General features: G+C 48.7%; 24 protein-coding genes. 9 read left to right on the forward strand and 15 right to left on the reverse strand.

Annotation, left to right across the window (positions count from 1 at the left end; genetic code table 11):
* Positions 1–76: 76 nt before the first annotated feature.
* Complete coding sequence (locus WC959_10095; GenBank protein MFA5689479.1) at positions 77–1,066, reverse strand: CNNM domain-containing protein; 990 nt, start codon at positions 1,064–1,066, stop codon at positions 77–79.
* Positions 1,063–2,337 carry a hemolysin family protein gene (locus WC959_10100; GenBank protein ID MFA5689480.1) on the reverse strand — a complete coding sequence of 425 codons (1,275 nt, stop codon included), beginning with the start codon at positions 2,335–2,337 and terminating at the stop codon, positions 1,063–1,065. The genes WC959_10095 and WC959_10100 overlap by 4 nt, the downstream gene beginning before the upstream one ends.
* 68 nt (positions 2,338–2,405) lie before the next feature.
* On the opposite strand from WC959_10100, the gene WC959_10105 reads away from it, so the two are divergent.
* Positions 2,406–2,804 (forward strand): DUF721 domain-containing protein, encoded by a 399-nt coding sequence (locus WC959_10105; GenBank protein MFA5689481.1) that lies wholly within the window; start codon positions 2,406–2,408, stop codon positions 2,802–2,804.
* A 49-nt stretch (positions 2,805–2,853) separates the two neighbouring features.
* On the opposite strand, the gene WC959_10110 is transcribed toward WC959_10105, so the two are convergent.
* From WC959_10110 to WC959_10130, 5 genes are all read right to left on the reverse strand, one after another.
* On the reverse strand, positions 2,854–3,441 hold the full coding sequence (locus tag WC959_10110; GenBank protein MFA5689482.1) for a polysaccharide biosynthesis/export family protein: 588 nt from the start codon (positions 3,439–3,441) through the stop codon (positions 2,854–2,856).
* Between the two features lie 23 nt (positions 3,442–3,464).
* Positions 3,465–5,558 carry a polysaccharide biosynthesis tyrosine autokinase gene (locus tag WC959_10115; GenBank protein ID MFA5689483.1) on the reverse strand — a complete coding sequence of 698 codons (2,094 nt, stop codon included), beginning with the start codon at positions 5,556–5,558 and terminating at the stop codon, positions 3,465–3,467.
* Positions 5,559–5,637: 79 nt separating this feature from the next.
* Entirely contained in the window at positions 5,638–6,795 is a 1,158-nt protein-coding gene (locus WC959_10120; GenBank protein ID MFA5689484.1) for an outer membrane beta-barrel protein, read from the reverse strand.
* 77 nt (positions 6,796–6,872) lie between these two features.
* A complete protein-coding gene (locus WC959_10125) occupies positions 6,873–7,373 on the reverse strand; it encodes a hypothetical protein (GenBank protein MFA5689485.1) in 501 nt (166 codons plus the stop codon).
* A gap of 44 nt (positions 7,374–7,417) precedes the next feature.
* Entirely contained in the window at positions 7,418–7,837 is a 420-nt protein-coding gene (locus WC959_10130; GenBank protein ID MFA5689486.1) for a hypothetical protein, read from the reverse strand.
* 106 nt (positions 7,838–7,943) lie between these two features.
* Between WC959_10130 and rnhC the strand changes: the two genes are divergently transcribed.
* From rnhC to WC959_10155, 5 genes are all read left to right on the forward strand, one after another.
* Positions 7,944–8,894 carry a ribonuclease HIII gene (gene rnhC, locus WC959_10135; GenBank protein MFA5689487.1) on the forward strand — a complete coding sequence of 317 codons (951 nt, stop codon included), beginning with the start codon at positions 7,944–7,946 and terminating at the stop codon, positions 8,892–8,894.
* Positions 8,895–9,088: 194 nt separating this feature from the next.
* The gene (dnaK, locus tag WC959_10140) at positions 9,089–11,008 is read left to right on the forward strand and encodes a molecular chaperone DnaK (protein ID MFA5689488.1); all 1,920 of its coding nucleotides are present in this window, start codon (positions 9,089–9,091) and stop codon (positions 11,006–11,008) included.
* Between the two features lie 128 nt (positions 11,009–11,136).
* On the forward strand, positions 11,137–11,424 hold the full coding sequence (groES, locus tag WC959_10145) for a co-chaperone GroES (protein ID MFA5689489.1): 288 nt from the start codon (positions 11,137–11,139) through the stop codon (positions 11,422–11,424).
* Positions 11,425–11,451: 27 nt separating this feature from the next.
* A complete protein-coding gene (groL, locus tag WC959_10150) occupies positions 11,452–13,086 on the forward strand; it encodes a chaperonin GroEL (GenBank protein ID MFA5689490.1) in 1,635 nt (544 codons plus the stop codon).
* Positions 13,087–13,403: 317 nt separating this feature from the next.
* Positions 13,404–13,655, forward strand: a complete 252-nt coding sequence (locus tag WC959_10155) for a DUF4282 domain-containing protein (protein MFA5689491.1) — start codon at positions 13,404–13,406, stop codon at positions 13,653–13,655.
* A gap of 57 nt (positions 13,656–13,712) precedes the next feature.
* On the opposite strand, the gene WC959_10160 is transcribed toward WC959_10155, so the two are convergent.
* On the reverse strand, positions 13,713–14,855 hold the full coding sequence (locus WC959_10160) for a deoxyguanosinetriphosphate triphosphohydrolase (protein MFA5689492.1): 1,143 nt from the start codon (positions 14,853–14,855) through the stop codon (positions 13,713–13,715).
* Between the two features lie 99 nt (positions 14,856–14,954).
* Here WC959_10160 and WC959_10165 point away from each other — a divergent pair, with 99 nt between their 5' ends.
* Complete coding sequence (locus WC959_10165; GenBank protein MFA5689493.1) at positions 14,955–15,485, forward strand: NUDIX hydrolase; 531 nt, start codon at positions 14,955–14,957, stop codon at positions 15,483–15,485.
* 115 nt (positions 15,486–15,600) lie between these two features.
* Here WC959_10165 and WC959_10170 read toward each other — a convergent pair whose 3' ends face one another.
* Entirely contained in the window at positions 15,601–16,755 is a 1,155-nt protein-coding gene (locus WC959_10170) for a glycerate kinase (GenBank protein ID MFA5689494.1), read from the reverse strand.
* Positions 16,756–16,998: 243 nt separating this feature from the next.
* The gene (locus WC959_10175; protein ID MFA5689495.1) at positions 16,999–17,802 is read right to left on the reverse strand and encodes a phosphoribosylformylglycinamidine synthase subunit PurQ; all 804 of its coding nucleotides are present in this window, start codon (positions 17,800–17,802) and stop codon (positions 16,999–17,001) included.
* A 167-nt stretch (positions 17,803–17,969) separates the two neighbouring features.
* Here WC959_10175 and WC959_10180 point away from each other — a divergent pair, with 167 nt between their 5' ends.
* Positions 17,970–19,097, forward strand: a complete 1,128-nt coding sequence (locus WC959_10180) for a sulfite exporter TauE/SafE family protein (GenBank protein ID MFA5689496.1) — start codon at positions 17,970–17,972, stop codon at positions 19,095–19,097.
* Complete coding sequence (locus tag WC959_10185; protein ID MFA5689497.1) at positions 19,094–19,504, forward strand: hypothetical protein; 411 nt, start codon at positions 19,094–19,096, stop codon at positions 19,502–19,504. The genes WC959_10180 and WC959_10185 overlap by 4 nt, the downstream gene beginning before the upstream one ends.
* A 15-nt stretch (positions 19,505–19,519) precedes the next feature.
* On the opposite strand, the gene trpA is transcribed toward WC959_10185, so the two are convergent.
* From trpA to WC959_10210, 5 genes are read right to left on the reverse strand one after another with little or no spacing between them, the layout of a single operon-like run.
* A complete protein-coding gene (trpA, locus tag WC959_10190) occupies positions 19,520–20,326 on the reverse strand; it encodes a tryptophan synthase subunit alpha (GenBank protein ID MFA5689498.1) in 807 nt (268 codons plus the stop codon).
* A complete protein-coding gene (locus tag WC959_10195; protein MFA5689499.1) occupies positions 20,323–21,378 on the reverse strand; it encodes a protein arginine kinase in 1,056 nt (351 codons plus the stop codon). Before WC959_10195 ends, trpA begins: the two co-directional genes overlap by 4 nt.
* Complete coding sequence (locus tag WC959_10200; protein ID MFA5689500.1) at positions 21,375–21,878, reverse strand: UvrB/UvrC motif-containing protein; 504 nt, start codon at positions 21,876–21,878, stop codon at positions 21,375–21,377. The genes WC959_10195 and WC959_10200 overlap by 4 nt, the downstream gene beginning before the upstream one ends.
* 8 nt (positions 21,879–21,886) lie before the next feature.
* Positions 21,887–22,756 (reverse strand): branched-chain-amino-acid transaminase, encoded by an 870-nt coding sequence (ilvE, locus tag WC959_10205; protein MFA5689501.1) that lies wholly within the window; start codon positions 22,754–22,756, stop codon positions 21,887–21,889.
* 2 nt (positions 22,757–22,758) lie between these two features.
* The gene (locus WC959_10210; protein ID MFA5689502.1) at positions 22,759–23,469 is read right to left on the reverse strand and encodes an ABC transporter ATP-binding protein; all 711 of its coding nucleotides are present in this window, start codon (positions 23,467–23,469) and stop codon (positions 22,759–22,761) included.
* Positions 23,470–23,501 lie beyond the last annotated feature (32 nt).

Here is a 23,501-nt window from a genome sequence, read left to right on the forward strand (position 1 = left end):
TCAAAGACGCCCTTTACGTCAATTATGAAACGGTCTATGTGTAAAAATCAGGATATCCCCTGTTTTGCAGAGCGGCTTATCCAACAATATAATGTACGACATCGTTCAGGTGAAGAATTCCCACGGTCTTTGAATGCCGGTCGGTAACAATAGCGACGGATTCTTTTTTGGCACGCAACCGGCGCAATGCACGGGCGAGTGAGTTATCCGGCGCAATGCGGTCAATTTTTCGAATGAACGGTTTTACCGGCACTTCAGATTTTTCACCGGCAGCAATGATATCCAGCAGGTCTATAAAACCGGTCAGATTATTTTTTGTTTCACGGAATACAACGATTTGTTCCCCTTTGATTTTCTTGAATACATCAATTGTCTCTGCGACGGTTGCATTTTCGTTAAGCGCCGGCATGGCAGAAACCGGCTTCATTATATCGCGTACGGCTATGCGCTGCATCGCGATGACATTATCAATCATCCCGTGCTGATGACGACTTAATACAGAGGAGTGTTTTTTATCTAAAAAATATTCGCGAAAACTTTGCAGTGACAACGTGAGTCCCTGTGCATCGCCTTCTCCGGTCAAAATGACAAAGAGACGTTTCAACAATTCAGTTAATGGGGAAAAAAGGGTTTCTATGAACAGTAACAGACCGGAAACACGGTACATGAGAGAATCGGCACGCCGCCGGAAAATTTCTTTCGGGATCAGTTCACCCAGAAAAAATACCGGCAGCATTAATGTCAGTGTTGCGGCGAATTCCGCTGACCACGGCAGAAATCCGAATAGTAAACGTCCGTCCTGTCCGACGCCGGCGCCGAGATACAGTTGCGTGACTTTACGGGAAAGGAGATAATTTACGATGTTATTGCCGATCAGAACGGTAAAAATGAAACGGTAGGAATCGGACAGCCCGGCCTGCAGCCATTTGGCAGCCTTGTCCTGATTTTCTGCGCGAAAGCGCAAGCGAATGCGGTTTACGGTGTAACCGCCGGTTTCTATGCCGGAAAAATAAGCTGAGCCGGCGAACAGTACGGCAATAAAAAAAACAGTCCACCAGAGTGTCATTCAGCACCTCCGGCGGAACTAAGCTGCAGCAGAACCGTTTCTACGCGCCGGTGTTTTACGGATTCAACCGTTAAATAAAGATTATGCAAAGAAACAGAATCGCCTTCCTGCGGCATTCGCCCGAGCATGGAAATGATTAAACCGCCGACAGTATCGAATGATAAACTCCGGACTTCCATACCGGAAAGAAATCCGGTGAAAAGATCTCTCCATTCGCGAACGGCCAGTCCGCCGGAAATACGATAGGTGGTTTCGTCCAGCTTTTGAATTTCATTTTCATGATCGCCGGCTGTTTCACCGCCGATTTCCGCGAACAGATCTTCAGTGGTGACGATTCCGGACAGTCCGCCGTATTCATCAACCACTGCCGCAATACCCTCTTCATCCGTCAGCATTTCTTTCAACAAAGATTCCGCGCGGCGTGTTTCAGGAATAAATTTTAAAGGATGCAAAAAATGTTCCGGTGAAACTCCGGCGGGGTTACTGTGTAAAAAAATATCGCGGATGCGAATATATCCGATGAGATCGTCTTCGCAGCCGTTCCGGTAAATTAAAATCCGGCTGAAATGTTTTCCGGCTGCGGTCTTAATTATCTCCTGCATATCAGCCTCTAGCGGTTTACGCAGAACATGAACACGCGGAGTCATAATCTCGCGCACACGAATGTCAGACAGGTCTACGATGTCTTCGAGAATCTCCTTTTCCTGACTTCCAAATCCCGGTTCGTGTTGAACCGCCCGTAACAGTTCGCGCAGCTCGCCGGCATTTAGTGTGCTTTCCGCCGTCGCGTTTCCGCCGGGATGTAAGAGATGAAGCGTTTTCCGGACAATCCACCGGAAAGGCTTGACAATGCGAAACCATATATGGACAGGCAATGCAGTGGCGCGAAGAATCGTGCCGGGGAAATGAATTCCGCCGGCTTTCGGCGCAATTTCACCACAGAGGATTACGGCGAGCAGAATTATCATTCCAAACAGCCATTCAATCCATCCGCCAGTCTGGCTGCCGGCGCGCCCTGCCAGTGCAGCGCCGATACAAAAAAACAGAATGTTTACAATGAGGTTTCCAAAAAGCAGTGCAGTTAACAGTTCCGACGGCTCTTGACTGAGAACACGTAACAGTCCGGCAGTTCCGCGATGCTGCTGCAACCGGCGGCGCACATCGACGGAAATGGAAAACAGTGCTGTTTCTGTTCCGGAAAATACGGCCGATAAAACAAGCAGGAATATCATCAACAAAACTAACAAAAACTGTTCAAAACTGAAATTCACGCGTGCCGGGTCCGGTTAATATGCTACAGTCTGCTGGATTCAAAAAATTTTGCAAACTGTGATTTTAAATGAAACCAGCCCGTCAGGATTATCAAAAGTGGCAGCTTACACGCGAGCGCTTTTGTATTGAAGATGAAAAGCCGCCGCCGCCGGCACGAAAAGAAAAATTCATCAAAGAAATTCTTACTGAAATCACCGCCGGCGAACAAATTGAACATTACGAGGCTTCCGATGTTTTAATCGACCGCTGGCCGGCAATTACCGGTGAGCAGATCGCCCGACACACGAATCCTGTTTTTTTAAAAAACTCGGTACTCACCGTGTATGCAGATCATGCCGGCTGGCTGGCAGAAGCACGCCGTATTCCGAAAAATTTTCTATTGAAAAAAATTTCAACTGTCTCCGGTCTGCCAAAAATCAAAGAAATCCGTTTTCAGCTTGATCCCTTACTCTGCAACCGGAAATAAGAATACCGCCCCACAGGCTGCTGGTATTTTTATCTCAAAATTTTCCCGACTAATAGAACGTCCGGTTTACACGGATTCTGTCGCCGGCTTCAAGCGGAATATCCAGTTGCGGATTTTTTTCAATTTTCCGCCCGTCAACTTTTATTACTTTTCCTGCGCGGGTGATTTCAATGCTTCTTTTATTCGCATACTCCGTATAACCGCTGGCAGCGGCGATCGCCTGCATTAACGTGATATGCCGGTTTAACAGATATTCCTGCGGACGTTTTACTTCGCCATCAATGAAATAGCTTTTGGCCAAAGTCTGCACATTCACCGTAATATTGCGGTAAATTTGTCCATCGACATACATTTTCTGAATTTTCCGTTCCAGTTCAGTTGTTGTCAGTCCGGAAGCTTTGATGGGCTCATCTGCATACGGCATTGTTATCATCCCGTATTCATCAATGATCACTTCCTGCATCTTTTCTTCAGGAATTCCAAGCAGTGAGATTTGCAGCGGATCCTGCGGCCGCAACCGGTAAAGCCCTACCGTATTGTTGGATGGCGGGACCGGCTGCCGACCGGAAAAGAAACACCCCGATACAATGCATGATACAAACAAGAGAAGAACTCCTCTAATGACAGTCTGCTTCATTAATGATCCTTTCAAATACAAAATTATGCTCCGGTGTGTGATGAATCCGGCAAACGATAATGATGGTAATTTGAATAGTACGAGTGATAATAGTAATAATAATCATCTCTCATAATATTCACATTATTCAGGACTACACCGGATTGCGAAATCTTGAGTGAATCAAGCGTTTGTTTCGCTCGAACAATCATTTCGCGCGGATATTTACGATATTGAATAACCAGAATAACGCTGTCCATTTCTTTTGCGATTACAGCAGCATCACTGATACCAACCAGCGGCGGTGTATCAAAAATCACAATATCGTATTTTTCTTTCAAACTTTGAACCAGCTCGCGAATTCTCTTCGGATCCAATACACCCAGCGATGTTCTCGGCAGACGACCGGACGGCAGAAAGTGGAGATTCGGAACACCGGTCGTCTTTATTGTTTCTTCCACTGGAACGTCGCGTAAAAGTACGTTGGTTAACCCGAACCGGTTGGAAACGCCGAGAATGGTATGCTGAACCGGACGACGCAAGTCCGCATCGACCAGAAGAACTTTTTCGCCCTGCTGTGCGCAGATATACGCAAGATTAAATGCAGTCGTTGATTTCCCTTCACCGGCGCCGCCGCTCAAGACAGCAAAAGCACCGCGACTGGGGCCTGAATCAGAAAACGATATATTTGTGCGAAGAACACGATATCCTTCCGCATGTTCGCTGTCGGGTCCTTCTTCAATCAACGGGCGAACTTTCTGCGGAATCAACCCGAGAACAGGCAGGCCGATCCAGCGTTCAACATCATCAGCTGTCTTGATTGAGGTATCCAGATATTCAATAAAGTACGCAAGGCCGACACCGGAGCCAAGACCGCAAAGAATACTCAATATGATAGTCAAAAACAGGTTGGGACGCACGGGGCGGGTTGAGGGTTCCGCCGCATCGATAATTTCTACCGGTGTTCTCGGAATTTCTGTAACGATTCCTTCCTGAGCAATTCGTGCCTGCAGCGCATTCATAATTGAACGCTGGATATCAAGCTCCTCCTGTGCTTTGCGAAACGGCAGAAATTTTATCGACTGCGATTCACGGTCTGTCTTCTGAATACCTTGCAGTTCTTCATCGAGTGCTTCAAATTTTGATTTTGAAACAATGTATTGAACGCGCAACCCTTTTTTTACTCCTTCAAGCGCACTGGTAAGTTTTCCAAACAGTTCGTCGCGGGCTGCCTGCACCTGCTTTACTTCCGGATAATTCGGTCCGTAATTTTCGAGCAGCGATGTCAAAGTAACATCATAATCTTTGATCTGTGTGCGCATTGTTTCCAGATACGGATCACTGGTCACATACGATGCGGCGCTTAAAAGTTCATCGCCGGTCAAAGAGTCCATCTGTTCATAGCGGGTTTGCGCCACCAGCATTTCAACCCGGGCGGTGATGCGATCACCGAGCATCTGTTGTAATTGAAGTTTTTCAACACTGCTGGCATCAACTCCGTCAGATAAAACAGAAATCCCATGTTCCTGGCGTATTTCTTCAACCTTTGCTTCAGCCTGATTGACTTTATCCTGCTGTTTTTCAAGCTCCCGGTTCAGTGCATCGATCGCTCGCGTGATCTCTTTGATTTTTAAATCCAGACGCATGTCGCGATATACCGCCGCCACTTCATTGGCGATCCGGGCAGCTTCCAGCGGATCTTCGCTTTCTGCTATGATGGAAATAAGCGTCGTGTCGCGATAAGGACTGACGCTCAAACTGGAACGCAACATCTTATACGTGATCTCTTTTGTCAGCGGTTCATCTTTTTTAGCCCAGATTTCCTGAAGATTCAGACGATCCATCACCTCATACAGCACCGGTTTTGATTGAATCACTTCAAACTGCGTGCGAAGAAAGTATGGATCATAATTCTGCGGCATATTTGCAAACGAATTAAAAGGATCTAAATCGACATTATCGCGATTCACCGCAATGCGTGCCTGTGCATTGTAAATTTTCGGACTGATCAAAGAAAACGTTGTCCCCGTAATCACAACCAGCAGCAGAACTGCAAAAATAATCTCTTTTCGTGACCGGATGACACGCCAGTAATCAAGAAAGTGAAGAGTTTTTTCCTTTTTCTCCGTCTCTGTCATAATTTTGTCCTTCTAAACTACGATGGTGAGGCCATAAGACCTCACCACCACAATAAAATCATTGAACGGATCGGCTTGATTACAGGTCTACGCGCCACCCGACATCAACCCGATGACGTCTCCAATCCGCGTTTTGCACCCCATCCCGATCTTTTTGTGAATAACTATAACCTGTTTCAATCGAGTGCGTACGGTTCAACTTATATGACAAGCGGGCATTGAAATACCAATGCTCTTCACCACCACTCCCGTCGGCGAGACCATTTTTGTCCAGATCTTTCTTTTCATAGTCGCTGTCAACAAAACGAACATTGGATTTGACCCGCATCTTGGCCGTTAATTCATGATCGATTCCCAGCCGGACTGTTGTTGCGGTGCGTCCGCCATAAGAACTGTTTTCGGTCTGCTCATATTGATAATCCACACTGGCGTCAATCGACGTTTTCGGCGACGGAGAAAAAATAAGTCCGGCACCAAACAGAGGATCTGTGGTGCTGTCGCTTTCTGCAAAATCACGATCTGTATATGTCAAACCGCCTTTAACCGTCCCTTTCCAGTTCGGGTTGAATGTGTGCGCCAACTCACCATATAAAACTTCCTGATTATACTTACTATGGACTTCATCATAATCGACTTTAACATGCTGCGCCATCACGGTAAAACGGGTTTGCTGCGGCTTCAGCGCATACGACCAGGACGCCCCGGCAACATAACGCGTAAAATCATATACATCAGCCTTACTGTCATTCCGTTCAATGACATGAGTTCCGTTCACACCGATCTGATGTTTCTGGTTCAATACATAGTCAGCATTTAAGCCGATAATATTCTGCCAGTAATCGATGCGTTCTTTTTTATTTGGTTTTTTTATATTCGCAGAGCCATTGCGGTCTGCGGTTTTGAACGTTTCAGAAAGTGACACAAACAATCGTGATGAAAACGCGTGATTCAACGTTCCAAAAAAGTTTGGATACAGGCTTTCATCCTCTTCATCCACTTCAGCGCGCAATTGTGCTTTAAGCATTAAATCTGTGCGGTCTGAAAGTGATGCACGGAAAGCCAGATCAATGATATCTTCTACAAAAAAGGAATCATCCCTGTTATGTACACTGTACGGATTATCATCGTATCCGAACCGGAGGGTATTCGATATTTTAAACGGGGTATCGTCTATTGCAAAAACCTGTCCGCACAGTGCTCCGGCAAATAACATACTTAACAATGACTTTTTACTCACCACGACCTCCTGTTCAATTTATATAAATAATCCTGATTTGCTTTTACATTAAGATATATATGATCCTGTCAAAATGTTTAATGAGGTGTTGCAGGAACATCCCCATCATCACCCATTTTATTATCACGGCTGAACAGGCCAATTTCCTGAGAAGGATCTCTTCCTCCTGACACATAAACATCAGCATCCTTGGAAAAATAAAGAACCATACCGGCAATCGCATTTCGGGTTATTTCAGGATATTGCGCAGCAGCACGACTCTGTTCAACCACGGCAGTTGTAAACTCAAGATTCTGCGGACCGCCAGCATACATCACCCCGACAATTGCATAATTAACCGCATTTTCATCGCCGGTGGCGGCAGCTTCATCCAGAATAGCAATCAGCTGTGCCTGAATATCCGCCGGTTCGGCGCCGGAAGCGAACGCTTGTTCTGCCGCAGCCTGTACCGCTTGTCCCACGGCTGCAACCCCCTGATCATTTAAAATTGTTTGCAATCCGAGCTGCTGTGCAAAAAGCAGCGATGCAATTCCTCCTGATGCAAGCAGAATACCCAACACAATTGATTTCCGTTTCATTTCGTTCTCCGTTTTATTTAAACTGCAAAACCATTTAATTTTTTTCACTCCACATCCACATTCAATTGAAATTTTTTCCAAATTTCATTAATTTCTATATCATTCAGCAGGCAATAGTCAACCCATGTTTTCATTTCTTTCGGCTTTTTTATACACCCCCGCTCAATCACGGCTTCTCCTTCAAAAAGAATTGCTGCCTGACCGGCAACCCGGGCAAGATCTTCATAGGTTACTTTTGCCGCCGGATTCATTAAATCAAATATTGAAAAACAAATTCCGTGTTTGTTCAGAAAATCCACACACTCTGCAACTGATGCGTTCCGCGCAACATGATCAGGAAACCATCCTTTCGCCAGCAAAACCGCCAATGTTTTAAATTCGGATTCTTTCCCCGCAGCTCCCGCTACCTGAGTTCCGCCGGCAATCAGCACTGCAATAAGCTGTATATAAAAAAGAAATCTCATTTGTGAATTAAAAAACAATTTTTAACACAAGTCAATTTTGGCAGGAATTTTCTCGTCTTTTATTTTCATTTCATTTCCTATCAAGGATTATTATATTTTATAAAAAATGAAATCAAATTCTTTCACAATAAAATTAACGGAAACACAACAGAAAAAACTGGTTAACCTGCTTGAAACCTCCGGTTACCGTATTGTTGAGGTGCCCCATACACAGATCGCAGTGGATACAGGCAGCAGCCGGATTAATCTCTACAACTCTGGAAAGTGTCTCGTACAAGGAAAAGGCGCCGAAGACTGGGTTACGTTTGAGCTCGAACCCAAGATTACCGGCGAAGCCAAGCTTGGATACGATGCTGTACACGATCCGGAAAGCGTTCAACCGCATATGGGAATTGACGAGAGCGGCAAGGGCGATTTTTTCGGCCCGCTCGTTATCGCATCGGTGTTTGTAAATAAAAAAACAGTTGAAATCCTGAAAGAACTTGGCGCGCGCGATAGTAAAAAAATCACCAGCGACCGTGTTGCGCTGCAACTGGCATCCGATATTCGCAAAAAACTGGAGGGACAGTACACAATCGTTTCTATCGGCCCGGAAGCGTACAATCGTATGTATGCAAAAATCGGTAATGTAAATAAGCTGCTCGCCTGGGGACACGCACGTACAATTGAAAATCTGCTCGAAAAAGTCCCGGACTGCCCGCGCGCCCTCGCTGATAAATTCGGTCCGACCATTCAAATTGAGCGCGCATTGATGAGCAAAGGCCGGAAAATTAAACTTGATCAGCGCACCAAAGCGGAATCCGACCCGGCGGTAGCGGCAGCATCAATTCTCGCGCGCGCCGGGTTTTTAATGGCGCTGAGAAAAATGGAAAAAGATCTCGGTATCGAATCCATTCCCAAAGGCTGTTCGGAAAAAGTTAAAAAAATTGCGGCGCAATTGATTGCCTATAAAGGCCCCGAAATTTTATTAAAAACCTGCAAATGTCATTTCAGGACAACTGACGAAGTTCTGGCGATGAACGGTTTTTCAAGGAAAGACCTGCCGCCGGCGGCATAAATATTCTGGCGTGTCGATTTGTCATTTCACCCTTATCAAGTGAGTCATTTTGCCTCTATTTATAAATTATCTCTTAAATTAAAATCATTTATCTATTTAATTATCAATTAATAACATCATAAAAATTATAATTGGTATAAATATTGCTTACTATGAATAATATTAAATTTTTGAAAAGAAAGGAAATTTAACCTATGGCAACTGCATCAAAAGTTTTAGGAATCGACCTGGGAACGACAAATTCCTGTATGGCGGTGATGGAGGGCGGTGAACCGACTGTTATTCCAAACGCTGAGGGCGGACGCACAACACCATCCGTGGTTGCGTTTACGAAAGATAGCGAACGTCTCGTCGGCCAGGCGGCAAAGCGTCAGGCGGTGACAAATCCGAAAAATACGGTTTTTTCGGTGAAGCGTTTCATGGGCCGTAACTATGAAGAAATCGCGCGCGAAAGTGAGCTTGTACCGTATGAGGTTGTGAAAGCGCCGAACGGCGATGCTCATATTAAAATCGGCGAAAAAACATACGCGCCGCCGGAAATTTCGGCGATGATTCTGCAGAAAATGAAAACAGACGCGGAAGCGTATCTCGGCGAAACGATCACGCAGGCTGTGATTACCGTCCCGGCGTATTTTAATGATCGTCAGCGGCAGGCCACGAAAGATGCCGGAAAAATTGCCGGCCTTGAAGTGCTGCGTATTGTGAATGAACCGACAGCGGCTGCCCTCTCTTACGGTCTTGACAAAAAACACGATGAAAAAATTGCAATTTACGACCTCGGCGGCGGAACGTTCGATATTTCAATTCTCGACATCGGCGACGGTGTCTTTGAAGTGGCCGCGACAAACGGCGATGGGCACCTCGGCGGTGACGATTTCGACCAAAAGGTTATCAATTGGCTCATCGAAGAATTTAAAAAAGATCAAGGCATCGACCTGTCGAAAGACGCGATGGCATTGCAGCGCTTGAAAGAAGCGGCGGAGAAGGCTAAATGCGAACTTTCAAGCTCGCAGAGCACTGATATCAACCTTCCGTTCATCACGGCGGATTCTGCCGGACCGAAACATTTGAACGTCACCCTCACCCGCGCGAAGCTGGAACAGCTGGTTGATGATCTGATCGAGAAATCTGAAATTCCGGTGAAGCAGTGTCTGGATGACGCCAAACTGCAGCCGGCGCAAATCGACGAGGTGATTCTTGTCGGCGGGTCGACCCGCATGCCGCGCGTGCAGACTTCCGTGAAAGATATGTTCGACGGCAAAGAGCTTCATAAAGGTGTAAACCCGGACGAAGTGGTGGCAGTCGGCGCATCCATTCAAGGCGGCATTATGAAGGGCGAAGTGAAAGACGTGCTTCTGCTCGATGTGACTCCGTTAACGCTTGGAATTGAAACGCTCGGCGGTATCCGCACCCCTCTCATCGAACGCAACACGACGATTCCGACGAAGAAAAGTGAAATTTTCTCAACGGCGGCGGATAACCAGCCGGCGGTGGACATTCACGTTCTGCAGGGCGAACGCAAAATGGCAAAGGACAATAAGACCATCGGGCATTTTCAGCTCGACGGAATTGCGCCGGCGCCGCGCGGTGTGCCGCAGATTGAAGTGACATTCGATATTGATGCGAACGGAATCCTGAATGTGTCTGCAAAAGATCTTGGCACCGGCAAAGAACAGCACATCACTATCACCGCTTCGAGCGGTCTTTCAGAAGATGAAATCAACCGGATGGTAAAAGATGCTGAAGTGCATGCCGCTGAAGATGAAAAGGCGAAAGAACGCGTCGACCTGCGGAATCAGGCTGACAGCACTGTGTTCCAGACGGAAAAATTCCTGAAAGAAAACGGTGATAAACTCGACGCCGCGAAAAAGGCGGAGGTTGAGAAAGCGATCGAACCGCTGAAAGAAGCACTGAAAAACGGCGACGATGCCGCCATCAAATCCGAAATGGAAAAATTGAATGCGGCGATGCAGGCGGCGGCATCTGAAATGTACGCCAATGCACAGCAGCAGCCGGACGCCGAAGCTCAGCCGGAAACAAATTCCGGCGGCGGCGAGAAACAGGCGGATGGTGAAGTGATCGACGCCGATTACAAGATGGATGACGAGAAATAAACAGTGGAGTTAGGCCGGATAACAGAGTTCAAGGCATTCTGAGAGCCCCGTTATCCTGCTCAAAATTTAAAAGTAGAACGGCAGAAAGGTTCTGCCGGAAGTGTTAACAACAGAAGGAGGAAGTGTAGATGAAGATCAAGCCATTAGGCGACCGCGTACTGGTCGAGCCCCTCAAAGAAGCCGAGGTAAAAAAAGGCGGCATTATTATTCCTGACACGGCGAAGGAACGTCCGCAGGAAGGAAAAGTGGTTGCACTCGGAACCGGTAAACTGGATGACGACGGGAAGAAAATTCCGTTCAATGTAAAAGTCGGCGATACGGTTCTGATGCCGAAATACGGCGGTACAGAAGTGAAAATGAACGACAGGGAATATCAGATCATGCGTGAAGAAGATATTCTTGCAGTGATCGGTTAACATTAATTGCAAAGGAGATATTGAATTATGGCAAAGCAAATGAAATTCGATGTTGATGCACGCACAGCCATGCTCAGGGGCGTGGAAAAACTGAGCCGTGCAGTAAAAGTTACGCTTGGCCCGAAAGGCCGTAACGTGATTCTCGACAAAAAATTCGGTTCGCCGAATGTCACAAAAGACGGCGTTTCCGTCGCAAAAGAGATCGAGCTGGATGATCCGTTTGAAAACATGGGTGCACAAATGCTGCGCGAAGTCGCCAGCAAAACCAGTGATATCGCCGGTGACGGAACAACCACGGCAACCGTACTCGCTGAAGCGATCTATCGCGAAGGCTTAAAAAATGTTACCTCCGGCGCAAATCCGATGTGCCTGAAACGCGGTATCGACAAAGCAACTGATACGCTTGTTGATGCGCTCGCAAAACTCAGCAAAAAAACGAAATCCACCGAAGAACTCGCTCAGGTCGGAACTATTTCCGCGAACGGCGACACTGAAATTGGAAATATGATTGCTGACGCGATGGCGAAAGTCGGCGAAGACGGACCGATTACGCTGGAAGAATCCAAATCTATGGAAACCAGCCTCGAAATCAAGGAAGGTATGCTGTTTGATAAAGGCTACCTCTCCCCGTACTTCGTTACCAGCGCTGAGTCGATGGAAGCCGAACTGGAAGATCCTTATATTCTTCTGTTTGAAAAGAAAATTTCCAACTTGCAGGATCTGCTTCCGCTGCTTCAGAATGTGGCAAAAAGCGGCAAGCCGCTGCTTATTATCGCTGAAGATGTTGAAGGTGAAGCGCTCGCAACACTGGTGGTTAATAAGCTGCGCGGCACACTGAACGTCTGTGCTGTAAAAGCTCCGGGCTTCGGCGACCGGCGTAAAGCGATGATGGAAGATATTGCCATTCTCACGAACGGCAAATTCATCACTGAAGATCTCGGCATCAAACTTGAAAGCGTTACGCTGGAAGACCTCGGCCGGGCCAAACGCGTCTCCGTCAGTAAAGAAGAAACGGTCATCGTTGACGGCGCCGGTAAAAAGGCTGACATCAATGCACGCATTGATCAGATTCGCCGGCAGATCGAAGAAACCACGTCTGATTATGATCGCGAAAAACTGCAGGAACGCCAGGCGAAACTTTCCGGCGGTGTAGCTGTATTGAATGTCGGTGCGGCCACCGAATCGGAAATGAAAGAGAAGAAAGCCCGCGTTGAAGATGCTCTGCACGCAACCCGCGCAGCCGCCGAAGAAGGTATCGTACCGGGCGGCGGTGTGGCGCTCATCCGCGTACAGAAAGCCCTCGATAAACTCGAGCTTGAAGGTGACGAGGCCGTTGGCGCCGAAATTGTCCGGCGCGCCTGCGAGGCTCCGCTGCGTCAGCTCGTTGACAACGCCGGTGTCGAAGGTGCCATCGTTGTGCAGGAAGTTAAAAAGCTGAAAGGCAACAATGGCTACGATGTTGTCGCCGGCAAATATGTTGATCTGATTTCCACCGGAATCATTGATCCAACGAAAGTCACCCGCTCGGCACTGCAGAATGCGGCCAGTATCGCCGGACTGCTGCTCACCACCGAGTGCATGATCACCGACCTGCCGGAAAAAGAAAAACCGGCCATGCCCGATATGGGCGGCGGAATGGGTGGCATGGGCGGCATGATGTAATTCATACCGTTCGACACCTGAACAAAAACCCTGCCGGATTTCCGGCGGGGTTTTTATTTTTTCATTCACTCTTTCCGGGATTCCGCCGGAATAAAATCATGCGCCGCAATATTCGCTTTCACCCAAATGTCCATCACCGCATCCAGATGTTTCATTTGAGAAGGTTTCACAAAATTCATCGCCGGAATTTAACCGCAGATTCCGCCGGGATAAACGGATATTCATCAAAAAATCCTGCTGGAATCAGTTGCCGCCGGGAAAATCCGGACTATACTTCCGTTCAGAGAAAAGGTTAACCCCAGAAAGGAACCTGTATCATGAATAAAGAAGACTTCTTCAACTTCAAAAAAATGATCACGCCGGTCATCATCAAAATTCTCTTCTGGATCGGCATCGCGATTGCAGTTTTGTCCGGATTAATTATGCTGTTTTCCGGTGCAATTCTGCAGGGACTTATGTGTATTATTCTCGGACCCATCTTTGTCCGCGTTTATTGCGAACTTCTCATTGTTGTCTTCTCAATCAACGACACACTCACCGAAATTAAAAATCAGTTGAAAAAAGAATAAGAAAAATATTTTCAGACAGGATAACATGATTCATTTTCTGGCAATCCTGTTGTCCATCTAAAAGATTTTATATTTCTCACACTCTTCCAGTGCGTAGCGGTCGGTGCAGCCGGCGACGTAATCGCAGACAGTACGGGCGAGTCCTTCCGCCGGAATCCGTTTGCGGGCTTTGTGTCCCATCGTTTCAGGATGTTCAAGATAATTCAAAAAAAGTCCGCGCATGAGTTCAGCGGCTTCAACGTTGGCGTTGACAACATCCGGATGGTCGTAAAGCTGCCGGTAAAGGAAATCAGAAAATTCTGTGAGCATCGCACTCATTCCGGCGCTGAAGCAGATAATGCGCTCCGGTGCATTCATGACATCGGCAACGGATTGCGGTGCAAATTTATTTAACCGACAACGCCCTTCCCGTAAAACATCCTCAACCTGCAGATCAAGCAGATTGCGAATAGTGACGCGCCGGTGCGGCGCACCATCAATTCCGGGATACTGTTCGTTCGTCCGCACAACGGCGGCGTTCCAGAAATCAAGTTCACACAACTGATCGAGCGTAATTAATCCGGCGGAAAGTCCGTCGTCAGTGTCATGCGCGTGATAGGCTATGTCGTCGGCAACATCGGCAATCTGCGCTTCGAGCATTTGAAACGGACCGATTGGAAAACCGTCAAGTTGCGCACCGGGAGTTGCAGCTTCGTGTTTCAATAAACCGGCGCGCACCTCCCACGTCAGATTCAGGCCGTTAAAATGCGGATATTGATATTCAAGTTTTTCCACTGCGCGCAGGCTTTGCAGATTGTGGTCGAATCCACCGTGCTCTTTCATCAAATCGTCGAGCACCGCTTCGCCGCGATGGCCGAACGGACTGTGTCCGACGTCGTGCGCGAGACAAACTGTTTCCGTTAAATCTTCGTTCACACAGAATGCACGTGCAAGGGTACGTCCGACCGCCGCCATTTCAATGGTATGCGTCAGCCGCGTGCGGTAATGATCCGCCGTGCCGTTCACGAACACTTGCGTTTTATATTCAAGCCGCCGGAAACAGCGGCTGTGCAGCACGCGGTCGCGGTCGCGCTGAAAACAGGAACGCAGCGGATGTTCGTTTTCCGGGAAACGCCGGCCGCGGCTCTGCGCACTGAGTGCGGCGTACGGCGCCAGATCCGCCGATTCCAGATTTTCCCATTCCTGACGAATATTTGACATGTATTTATTAATACCGAAATTTCACCACTCATTCACACTAATCTTCATTAATTTAAAATTTTTGTGTCTTTTCGTGATTTTAGTGGCAATTATTTACAAATGAGTGAAAAAACAATCGGAACAAAAACAGTATTCACCGGAAAAATTATGAGCGTGGACGTCCTCGACGTTCTACTGCCGGACGGGCGCACCGCAACCCGCGAAATTGTACGGCACGGACCGGCGGTTGCCGTGGTTGTGCGCCGGTGTGATGGAAAGTTTATTTTTATCCGGCAGTTTCGCAAAGCGATGGAACGGATTGTCTTTGAAGTCGTTGCCGGAAACTGCGACGCCGGAGAAATAGCAGAAGCCGCTGCAGTTCGCGAACTCAAAGAAGAGACAGGCTACATTGTCGAAAAAATTCAATTTCTCGGTCCTATCTATCCATCCGTCGGTTACTGCACCGAATGCATCGATATCTTTTACGCCGAAACCGGCGACACCGCCGGCGCAACCGGTTTCGATCCGGACGAAAATATTGAAACTGTTTTGCTCACTGAATCCGAAATGGATTTACGCATCCGCACCGGAAACGTTCAGGACGCCAAAACCCTCGCCGCCTGGGCGTTATTTAAAAATTGGAATAATTGAGGAACGCGACCTCCGGCGCGTTTAAACGTGCCCGGAGATCACGCTCCACCAAACAAATAACAAACCAGCGTCGATGTTCCGGCGAGCGCGGCGCCGATGAGCGATTCGTACGGCATCAGTTTCCAGCATGTTTTTTTATCATTTGAATCAACCGGAAAATATTTTCGCACAGCCGCTCAAGATTTCCGGCGGCATTTTTCGGATTCATCGCCTCTTCGAGTGACACCGGCGCGCGGCACACCGAAAACATTGCTGCAATATTTGTTTCATATAATTTTTCAGCACCAGTCTTAATTCCACCGGCAATTGCAATTACCGGAATATTCATTTTCGCCGCGCGCTCCGCAATACCGGACGGCGCTTTGCCCATCGCGCTCTGCGCATCAAGCCTGCCCTCACCGGTAATCACAAAGTCGGTGCCGGAAAGTTTCTGCTCAAATTTTACAGCATCCAGCACGCCGTCAATTCCGCGCTCCAGTTTTGCATTCATAAAAGCCAGAAATGCACCGCCGAGTCCGCCGGCGGCACCGGCGCCGGGAATTTTTCTGATATCACGTCCCGTTGTATTTTCCATAACAGCGGCGAACGAATACAGTCCGACGTCGAGCTGTTTCACCATTTCCGGCGAAGCTCCTTTTTGCGGCGCGTAAATATGCGCGGCACCGGTTTTCCCGCAGAACGGATTATCCACATCGCACAGCACCGTAAACTTTGCGTGCTTCAATTCCGGCAGCATTCCGGCGCAGTCAATGCGCGCGACGCGAATTAAATTTGCACCGCCGAAATTTTTAATTTTATTGGCGTTCACATCAAAAAATTTTACACCAAGCGCCGCCAGCATTCCCATGCCGCCGTCGTTCGTCGCACTGCCGCCGATGCCAATTGTAAAAATTTTTACACCGCGCCGCAGTGCATTTTTAATCAATTCGCCGGTGCCCAACGTCGATGTTTTCAGCGGATTCAATTCTGACTTTTTCAACAGCGGCAGACCGGACGCTTTCGCCACTTCAAGCACCGCACTTTTCGCATTGAGCAGCGCATACGCCGCACGGATTTTTCTGCCCAGCGGATTTTTTACACCGGCATAAACAAGTTTTGCACCGCGCTGCGAGGCGAGCGCTTCCACCGTTCCTTCGCCGCCATCGGCGATCGCGAGTTTAATGATTTTTGCGCGCGGATAAACGCGCCGGATTCCTTTTTCGGCGGCGTCCGCCGCGTCCATCGAACTCAAACAGCCTTTGAATGAATCGATCGCGACGACAACTTTCATATTACCCCACCGAATTTAAATCAGAATAATTAACAGAATGATTTTTGAACCACTAATTTTAACACTAATCGGCACTAATCATTAGTGATTCGAAGAAAGGCTTGCCGGACAAGGCGGGCAGCGAAGCGGCAAAATTAGTGAAGATTAGTGGTTGGAATTCTTTCTTTTCTTAGTTCCCTCTGTGTAAAAAATTATTCTGATCTTCTTTTGCATTCTCTGCGTTCTTTTGTGGCGAATGAATCATTAGATATTTTCTTCTGTCAAAAATTTTACACCGTTTTCGAACAGCTTGAGACCGAGCCCGTGCACCGGAAGTTCACCGGCGATTTTCTGTGCGTCCCAGTTCGGATGATTTTCGGGGAACAGATATGCTTCCGGATGCGGCATCATTCCGAACACACGGCCGGTCGGGTCGCAAAGTCCGGCGATCGCATGAAGCGAGCCGTTTGGATTTTCCGGAAAATCCTGTGCCGGATTTCCGGCGGCATCGGCGTAACGGACGGCGGCGAGATTCAGCGTTTCGATACGCTCAATCACTTTTTTATCGGTTGTAAAAACTTTGCCTTCGCCATGGCGGATCGGCATCGGAAGCGTATCCAGCCCTTTCGTAAAAATACACGGCGACGCGGATTCAAATTTCAGATTCACCCAGAAATTCTGAAAGTGCCCGACATCGTTTTGCATCAGAGAAATTTTCGGCTCAAAATATTCACCGTCAAATCCCGGCAGCAGTCCAATTTTCGTCATTGTTTGAAACCCGTTGCAAACGCCGATAATAATTTTGCCGGCATCGATAAACTTCTGCAGTTCGTCGCGCAGATGATGTTTCACGCGCAGCGCAAACACGTGGCCGCTCGTCATGTGATCACCGTATGAAAATCCTCCAATAAACATCATACCCTGAAATTCACGCATCTGCACCGGCGTTTCGAGCAGGTCGTTCAAATGAACCTGCACCGCTTCAGCGCCCGCCAGTTTCCACGCATACGACGATTCCGCTTCGCAGTTTACACCGTAACCTGTAATGACTAAAATTTTCGGTTTCATATAATTTGTCTGCTCCGGATGTTCTTAATATTTGAGACATCCTTTTAAAATCCAGCGCAATATTCAAGGTTATACGCTCGACCTTTTACGGGAAGTATTCGTTTGACAAAAAACGGGTTCTCAGGCAGATGGTGACATTTTAAATTATTTTCTCAGGGAGACTTCACGTGGGTGATAAAAAAAGGAATACTTGGCTTAAACCGCCGTGGCTTGAAGCGAATATTATGATTGCGGCAATTGCGATTGCCGCCGTGGCGCTGACAATCATCTCAAATACCAGTGCCGTACCGGTGGAGGGCGAAATGCCTACGACACAGATTGTATTGCTGGTATTGGCATTTTTTCTAATCAGCTTTGTCATTACGGTGGTAGCACGGATTTCCGGAATTGGCGGCGGTGTTCTGTTTACACCGATCATGCTCGCGTTTACACCGGTGAACAGTCTGATCATTCGCGCTACCGGCCTGATTGTAGCGATGTTCGGCGGATTGATCTCCACCGGTGTTTTTATGAAAAACGGACTCGGCAATTTCCGTATGTCGATCACACTGACGATCAGTCAGGGCGTCGGTGCATTTGTCGGCGCACAGGGGGCAGTGTACATTTCAAGCGCATTCGGCGCTGCCGGCGAAGGTCCACTGCGCCTTTCGCTTGGAATCATTCTGGCATTCCTCGGTTTTTATTTTATTTCCGGCGGCAAAAAAATGGAATATCCACCTGTTGAAAAAGTGGACCGCTTTACAAAATTTTTTGATCTCGACAGTGAATATTACGAACGCAGCGAGCACCGCATTGTTCGGTATCGCGTCACGCGGCTCGGACTTGGATTTCTGCTCACCTTTATCGTTGGATTGATCGGCGGATTCTTCGGCATGGGTGCCGGCTGGGCGATCACGCCGGTACAAAATCTCGGACTCGGAGTTCCGCTCAAAGCCGCCGCCGCCAACAGCGGAATTATTCTTGGCATGGTCGACTGTGTTGCAGTGTGGCCATATATTCTCAGCGGCAGCATCATTCCGCTGTTTGTGCTGCCGTGGCTCATTGGAAATGTCTCCGGCGGTTATATCGGAGCGTTGCTGCTCTCACGGCTGAGAGTGCATTTTGTGCGCATCATTCTCATCGGAATCATGTTCTTTACCAGTTTCGGACTGTTTTCCGACGCGCTGTTCAAACTGGGAATCGTTACCCGGAAGCTGCCGCCGGCAATTAATCTGATTGTTTTTCTCGCGATCAGTCTTTTTGTTATCTTTGCCATCTGGCGCGCGCAAAAAAAAAGATCAGGAAAAGAGTCATGAATAAACCAAATACTTTGTCTTATCAGATCATATACGGAAATGTTGTACACTGGGTTACGGTCATTGTTTGTGTTATTTCAACGTTCGCACTGGTATTTATTCTCGCAAAACCGGAAAATAATGTACTTCACCCGAACCGGATTTTTAATTCCATTTTTTCCGGAGCGGCACCGGAGGAAGTCTGGGCGAATGCCGACGGCGGTTTCCCGGGCGGACATTTTTATCTGCGTAATTTTTCTACCGGTGACGGTCTTGCACAATTCAGTATTACACTCGGATGCAGCGTAACTTTGTGGGCATTGCTGCCGGTGTTTTTCATTCTCATTAGAAAAAAAGATTATTTATATACCGGCATTTGCGCTTTCGTCTTTCTGCTCATCGCTTTTTCCATGAGCGGTTTGATTTAAAACTGCGGCGGGAAATTAATCCCCTTTTACCGCCCGCACCATTTCGGAAACATAGCTTGCGGCGGCGGCACGACCGGCAGCAGTATGCGGATTATTGTGAAACCGGTTTACGATGGCACTGCCGACAACGACTGCATCGGCGAACTCAGCAACTTCGGCAGCCTGCGCCGGTGTGCCGATTCCAAAACCGAGCGCAACAGGAAGTCTGGTATGCTTTCTTGTCAGCGCCACAAGCGCCGGTGCTCCGGCGGCAACGGAACTGCGTACGCCGGTAATGCCGGCCGTCGAAACGCAATAAACGAAACCGTCCGCGTATTGCATGATCTTTTTAATCCGTGTTTCCGGCGTGGTCGGTGTGATAAGCATAATGTTATTCAGATTCACACCGGAAATAACTTTCTGATACGAACCCGCCTCTTCAAACGGCAGATCGAGCAGCAGAAATCCGTCAATTCCGGCACCGGCGGCAGTGTGCATGGCGGTTTCAAATCCGCGTTTATAAAGCGGATTAATGTATGCATAAAACATCATCGGAATTGCAGAGCGTTCCCTGATCTTTCTAATACAGTTCATCACGCCGTCAAAGGTTGCGCCGGCAGCCAGTGCGCGCCCGGCGGCATCCTGATTGACCCGCCCGTCCGCCAGCGGGTCAGAAAACGGCAGGCCGAGTTCGACGATATCCACGCCGGCATCTTCGAGCCGCAACACAATATCCACCGTGTCGTCCAGCGTCGGATCGCCGGCGCCGATGTACGCAATAAATCCTTTTCTGCCTTGCCGTTTCAGTTCAGCAAATTTGCGATCAATGCGGGTCGGTTTCATTGGTCCTTATTCGTTAAAAAGTTTCGGATTAGATCAGCGCGCTTTACATCGCGTTCTTCCGGCGTCAGCACTGCGCCGGCCTCTTTTTGCAGATGTGCCGGATGAATGCGAATAAACAGTCGCGCGAGCTCGCGACGGTCAATTTCCGGCAGCAGCGAAAGATCGGTTCCCAGTCGCAGCGCCGACAGCAGATCGAGCGCTTCGCCGGTGGTCATTAACACGGCATGCGCCAGCACGCCGTACGCGCGGCCGACGTGGTCGAGCACGCGCCGCGGCTGTGACTGCATCAGCCGCGCGCGCGCATTGCGCTCGTGCTCGATTACTTCGAGTACAATCTGCTCAAGGTGCGCGATGATTTCTGTTTCCGGCTTGCCGAGTGTAATCTGGTTTGAAATCTGAAACATATGTCCGGACGCTTCGGAGCCCTCGCCCCACAGTCCGCGCACAGTGAGTCCGATTTTTGAGACAGCGTTAATTACCGGTTTAATTTCACCGGTGAGCACGAGTCCCGGCAAATGCAGCATGACGCTGGCGCGCAGGCCGGTACCGACATTCGACGGGCACGCCGTTAAATAGCCGAGCTTGCTTGAAAATGCGTAGGAAAGATTTTTTTCAAGCTCGTCGTCCAGTTGATTGGCAACGTCCCAGGCATGCTGCAGCTTCAATCCCGGCTGCAAAGACTGCAACCTGAGGTGATCTTCTTCGTTCACCATGATCGCGAGACATTCGTTTTTATTAACAAAAACACCGGCGCCAATATGACGTTCCGCGAGATCACGGCTGACCAAGTGGCGCTCGAACAGCAGATCACGATCGAGCGAATTCAATTCGTCCATCCGCCAGCGCATAAATTTTTCATTGTCCGGCACAGAGTCAAATGCGAGAGCAACCTCATTCCAGACGCGATTGCGACCCTCTTTAGAAGCCCAGCCGGGGAAGGTCGTGTCGCGCAGATTGCGTGCCAGACGAATCCGGCTGCTAATAACCGGCCCTTCGTTAGGGCCCGCCTCAAGCCAGCCGCCGTGACGGTTAAAAATATTGTCCAGCCTCACGCGGCGCCCCCTTCATCCGCGGCGGAACGACTGATTTTCATTTCGTCGCGCAATTGTGCGGCGCGCTCATACTCTTCACGGGCAATGGCTTCATCCAGTTCTTTCTGCAACCGTGCGAGTTTTGATTTCATGCGCGTCTGCACACCTTCGCGAGCCGGAATTTTTCCAATATGCTGCGCGCTATGGTGCATCGCTTTTACGGCGGCAGTCAATTCGGCCATAAATGTTTTATAGCAGTCCGGACAGCCGAGCCGGCCGTTTTTACGGAATTCATCGCGCGACATCCCGCAGCGCGGACACGCCAGCGTCAGTTCCGCCGGCGCCGGCGTTTTGATCTGCTGACTGAGTCCCATTAAGATATCGGTGATAGAAATGGGAGTTTGCAGGTCAACGCCCTGCACTTTGGCGTGTTCATCACAAAGGTGAACTTCTTTCATTTCATTGTTCACCATCTGCGTCAAATGCACTACGGCTTCTTTGTCACAGAGATCACACTTCATAAAAATCCTTATTCAACCGGCGTGCCGGTACTGTTAACCAGATTGCGATAGGCTTTAATAAGCTGCTGCGTTTTCGGACCGGGTTTCCCGTCGCCGATCGGGCGTTTATCCAGCTCAACCACTGCGATCACTTCAGCCGCGGTTCCGGTAAGAAACATTTCGTCTGCCGTCCAGAGTTCGTAACGGGTAAGCACCGTTTCAACCACGTCCATGCCCATTTCAGCGGCAAGTTTCATAACAACATTGCGCGTTACGCCGTCGAGCGCGCCGCACCAGGTTGCCGGTGTTAACAGTTTGTTGTCTTTAATCGCGAACACATTGTCGCCGGATGCTTCGGCGACATAGCCCTGTGCGTTGAGCAGCAGGCACTCTTCAACGCCGGAATTGATCGCTTCAATTTTCGCCATAATATTGTTCAGATAATTCAAACTCTTCACGCGCGGGTTCACCGCTTCCGCCATGTTGCGTATTGTACCGGCGGTAATAATTTTTAACCCATTCTGATACATCTCTTCGGAATACAGTTTAATTCCGGCGGCGATAATGATGACCTGCGCCTTTTTGCAGGAATACGGATTCAAACCGAGGTTCCCAACGCCGCGCGTTACAACGTGGCGCATATAACCCTCTTTTAGGCTGTTTGCTTTGCAAATATCAACTGTCGCCTGTTTGATCTCATCCTTCGTCATGCCAATATCAAGCAGAATGGTTTTCGCCGAATCAAACAGGCGGTCAATATGTTCGTCTAGAAACGCGATGCGGCCGTTATAGACGCGGGTGCCTTCAAAAATTCCGTCGCCATAAAGCAGTCCGTGATCAAACACCGAAACGACCGCATCTTTCTCGTCAACGATTTTTCCATTCAAAAAAACTTTCATTTTTATTTCTCCAGTTTGCCGTCTTTTAAAATCAGCTCATGTCGACAGCGCCGGGCGACCTCTTCGTTATGGGTTACCACAATCAGCGTGAGTCCGTCAGTCTGCGCTAAGGTAAACAGAATATTCAATATATTTTCGCCGGTATGCGAATCCAGATTCCCCGTCGGCTCATCCGCCAGCAGCAGATCCGGCGTATTAATCAGCGCGCGCGCAATGGCTACACGCTGCTGTTCGCCGCCGGAAAGTTCTGCCGGGCGATGATCCGTGCGCGCCGACAGCCCGACCTGCTCCAGCAGATACTGCGCGCGCTCCTGAACGCCGGATTTTCGCTTCACCGCCATTGCCGGCAGCATCACATTCTGCAGCACATCCAGTTCCGGCAGCAGATGATAGCTCTGAAAAACGAATCCGCAGCGCGCGGCGCGGAACGCCGCACGGCGCGCCGGACTCATTTTACACAGACTCCTGTTTTCGAAAAATACATCACCGGAATCCGGCTGATCGAGTCCGCCGAGAATATGCAGCAGCGTGCTTTTGCCGGCGCCGCTCGCACCCATAATCGATACCGCCTCTCCGCGCCGGATTTCCAGTGAAACGCCATGCAGCACTTCCACCGGGCGTTTGCCGATATAATAGGTTTTGTGAATCTCTTCAGTTCGTAAAATCGGACCGGGGAAACGCTCAGGATTTAATTTATATTCTTCAATTTTCATCTGTTATTTTTACATGAATTTTTTAGATCAGT

The sequence above is a fragment of the Kiritimatiellales bacterium genome (assembly GCA_041656295.1).
In the GTDB taxonomy this organism is placed as follows: Bacteria; Verrucomicrobiota; Kiritimatiellia; order Kiritimatiellales; family Tichowtungiaceae; genus Tichowtungia.

What these genes read in the sequence shown, in the direction of transcription:
- WC959_10095 (MFA5689479.1), bottom strand. Translation starts at nt 1,066, where the DNA reads ATGACACTCTGGTGGACTGTTTTTTTTATTGCCGTACTGTTCGCCGGC.
- WC959_10105 (MFA5689481.1), top strand. Translation starts at nt 2,406, where the DNA reads ATGAAACCAGCCCGTCAGGATTATCAAAAGTGGCAGCTTACACGCGAG.
- WC959_10110 (MFA5689482.1), bottom strand. Translation starts at nt 3,441, where the DNA reads ATGAAGCAGACTGTCATTAGAGGAGTTCTTCTCTTGTTTGTATCATGC.
- WC959_10115 (MFA5689483.1), bottom strand. Translation starts at nt 5,558, where the DNA reads ATGACAGAGACGGAGAAAAAGGAAAAAACTCTTCACTTTCTTGATTAC.
- WC959_10125 (MFA5689485.1), bottom strand. Translation starts at nt 7,373, where the DNA reads ATGAAACGGAAATCAATTGTGTTGGGTATTCTGCTTGCATCAGGAGGA.
- WC959_10130 (MFA5689486.1), bottom strand. Translation starts at nt 7,837, where the DNA reads ATGAGATTTCTTTTTTATATACAGCTTATTGCAGTGCTGATTGCCGGC.
- rnhC (MFA5689487.1), top strand. Translation starts at nt 7,944, where the DNA reads ATGAAATCAAATTCTTTCACAATAAAATTAACGGAAACACAACAGAAA.
- dnaK (MFA5689488.1), top strand. Translation starts at nt 9,089, where the DNA reads ATGGCAACTGCATCAAAAGTTTTAGGAATCGACCTGGGAACGACAAAT.
- groES (MFA5689489.1), top strand. Translation starts at nt 11,137, where the DNA reads ATGAAGATCAAGCCATTAGGCGACCGCGTACTGGTCGAGCCCCTCAAA.
- groL (MFA5689490.1), top strand. Translation starts at nt 11,452, where the DNA reads ATGGCAAAGCAAATGAAATTCGATGTTGATGCACGCACAGCCATGCTC.
- WC959_10155 (MFA5689491.1), top strand. Translation starts at nt 13,404, where the DNA reads ATGAATAAAGAAGACTTCTTCAACTTCAAAAAAATGATCACGCCGGTC.
- WC959_10160 (MFA5689492.1), bottom strand. Translation starts at nt 14,855, where the DNA reads ATGTCAAATATTCGTCAGGAATGGGAAAATCTGGAATCGGCGGATCTG.
- WC959_10165 (MFA5689493.1), top strand. Translation starts at nt 14,955, where the DNA reads ATGAGTGAAAAAACAATCGGAACAAAAACAGTATTCACCGGAAAAATT.
- WC959_10170 (MFA5689494.1), bottom strand. Translation starts at nt 16,755, where the DNA reads ATGAAAGTTGTCGTCGCGATCGATTCATTCAAAGGCTGTTTGAGTTCG.
- WC959_10175 (MFA5689495.1), bottom strand. Translation starts at nt 17,802, where the DNA reads ATGAAACCGAAAATTTTAGTCATTACAGGTTACGGTGTAAACTGCGAA.
- WC959_10185 (MFA5689497.1), top strand. Translation starts at nt 19,094, where the DNA reads ATGAATAAACCAAATACTTTGTCTTATCAGATCATATACGGAAATGTT.
- trpA (MFA5689498.1), bottom strand. Translation starts at nt 20,326, where the DNA reads ATGAAACCGACCCGCATTGATCGCAAATTTGCTGAACTGAAACGGCAA.
- WC959_10200 (MFA5689500.1), bottom strand. Translation starts at nt 21,878, where the DNA reads ATGAAGTGTGATCTCTGTGACAAAGAAGCCGTAGTGCATTTGACGCAG.
- ilvE (MFA5689501.1), bottom strand. Translation starts at nt 22,756, where the DNA reads ATGAAAGTTTTTTTGAATGGAAAAATCGTTGACGAGAAAGATGCGGTC.
- WC959_10210 (MFA5689502.1), bottom strand. Translation starts at nt 23,469, where the DNA reads ATGAAAATTGAAGAATATAAATTAAATCCTGAGCGTTTCCCCGGTCCG.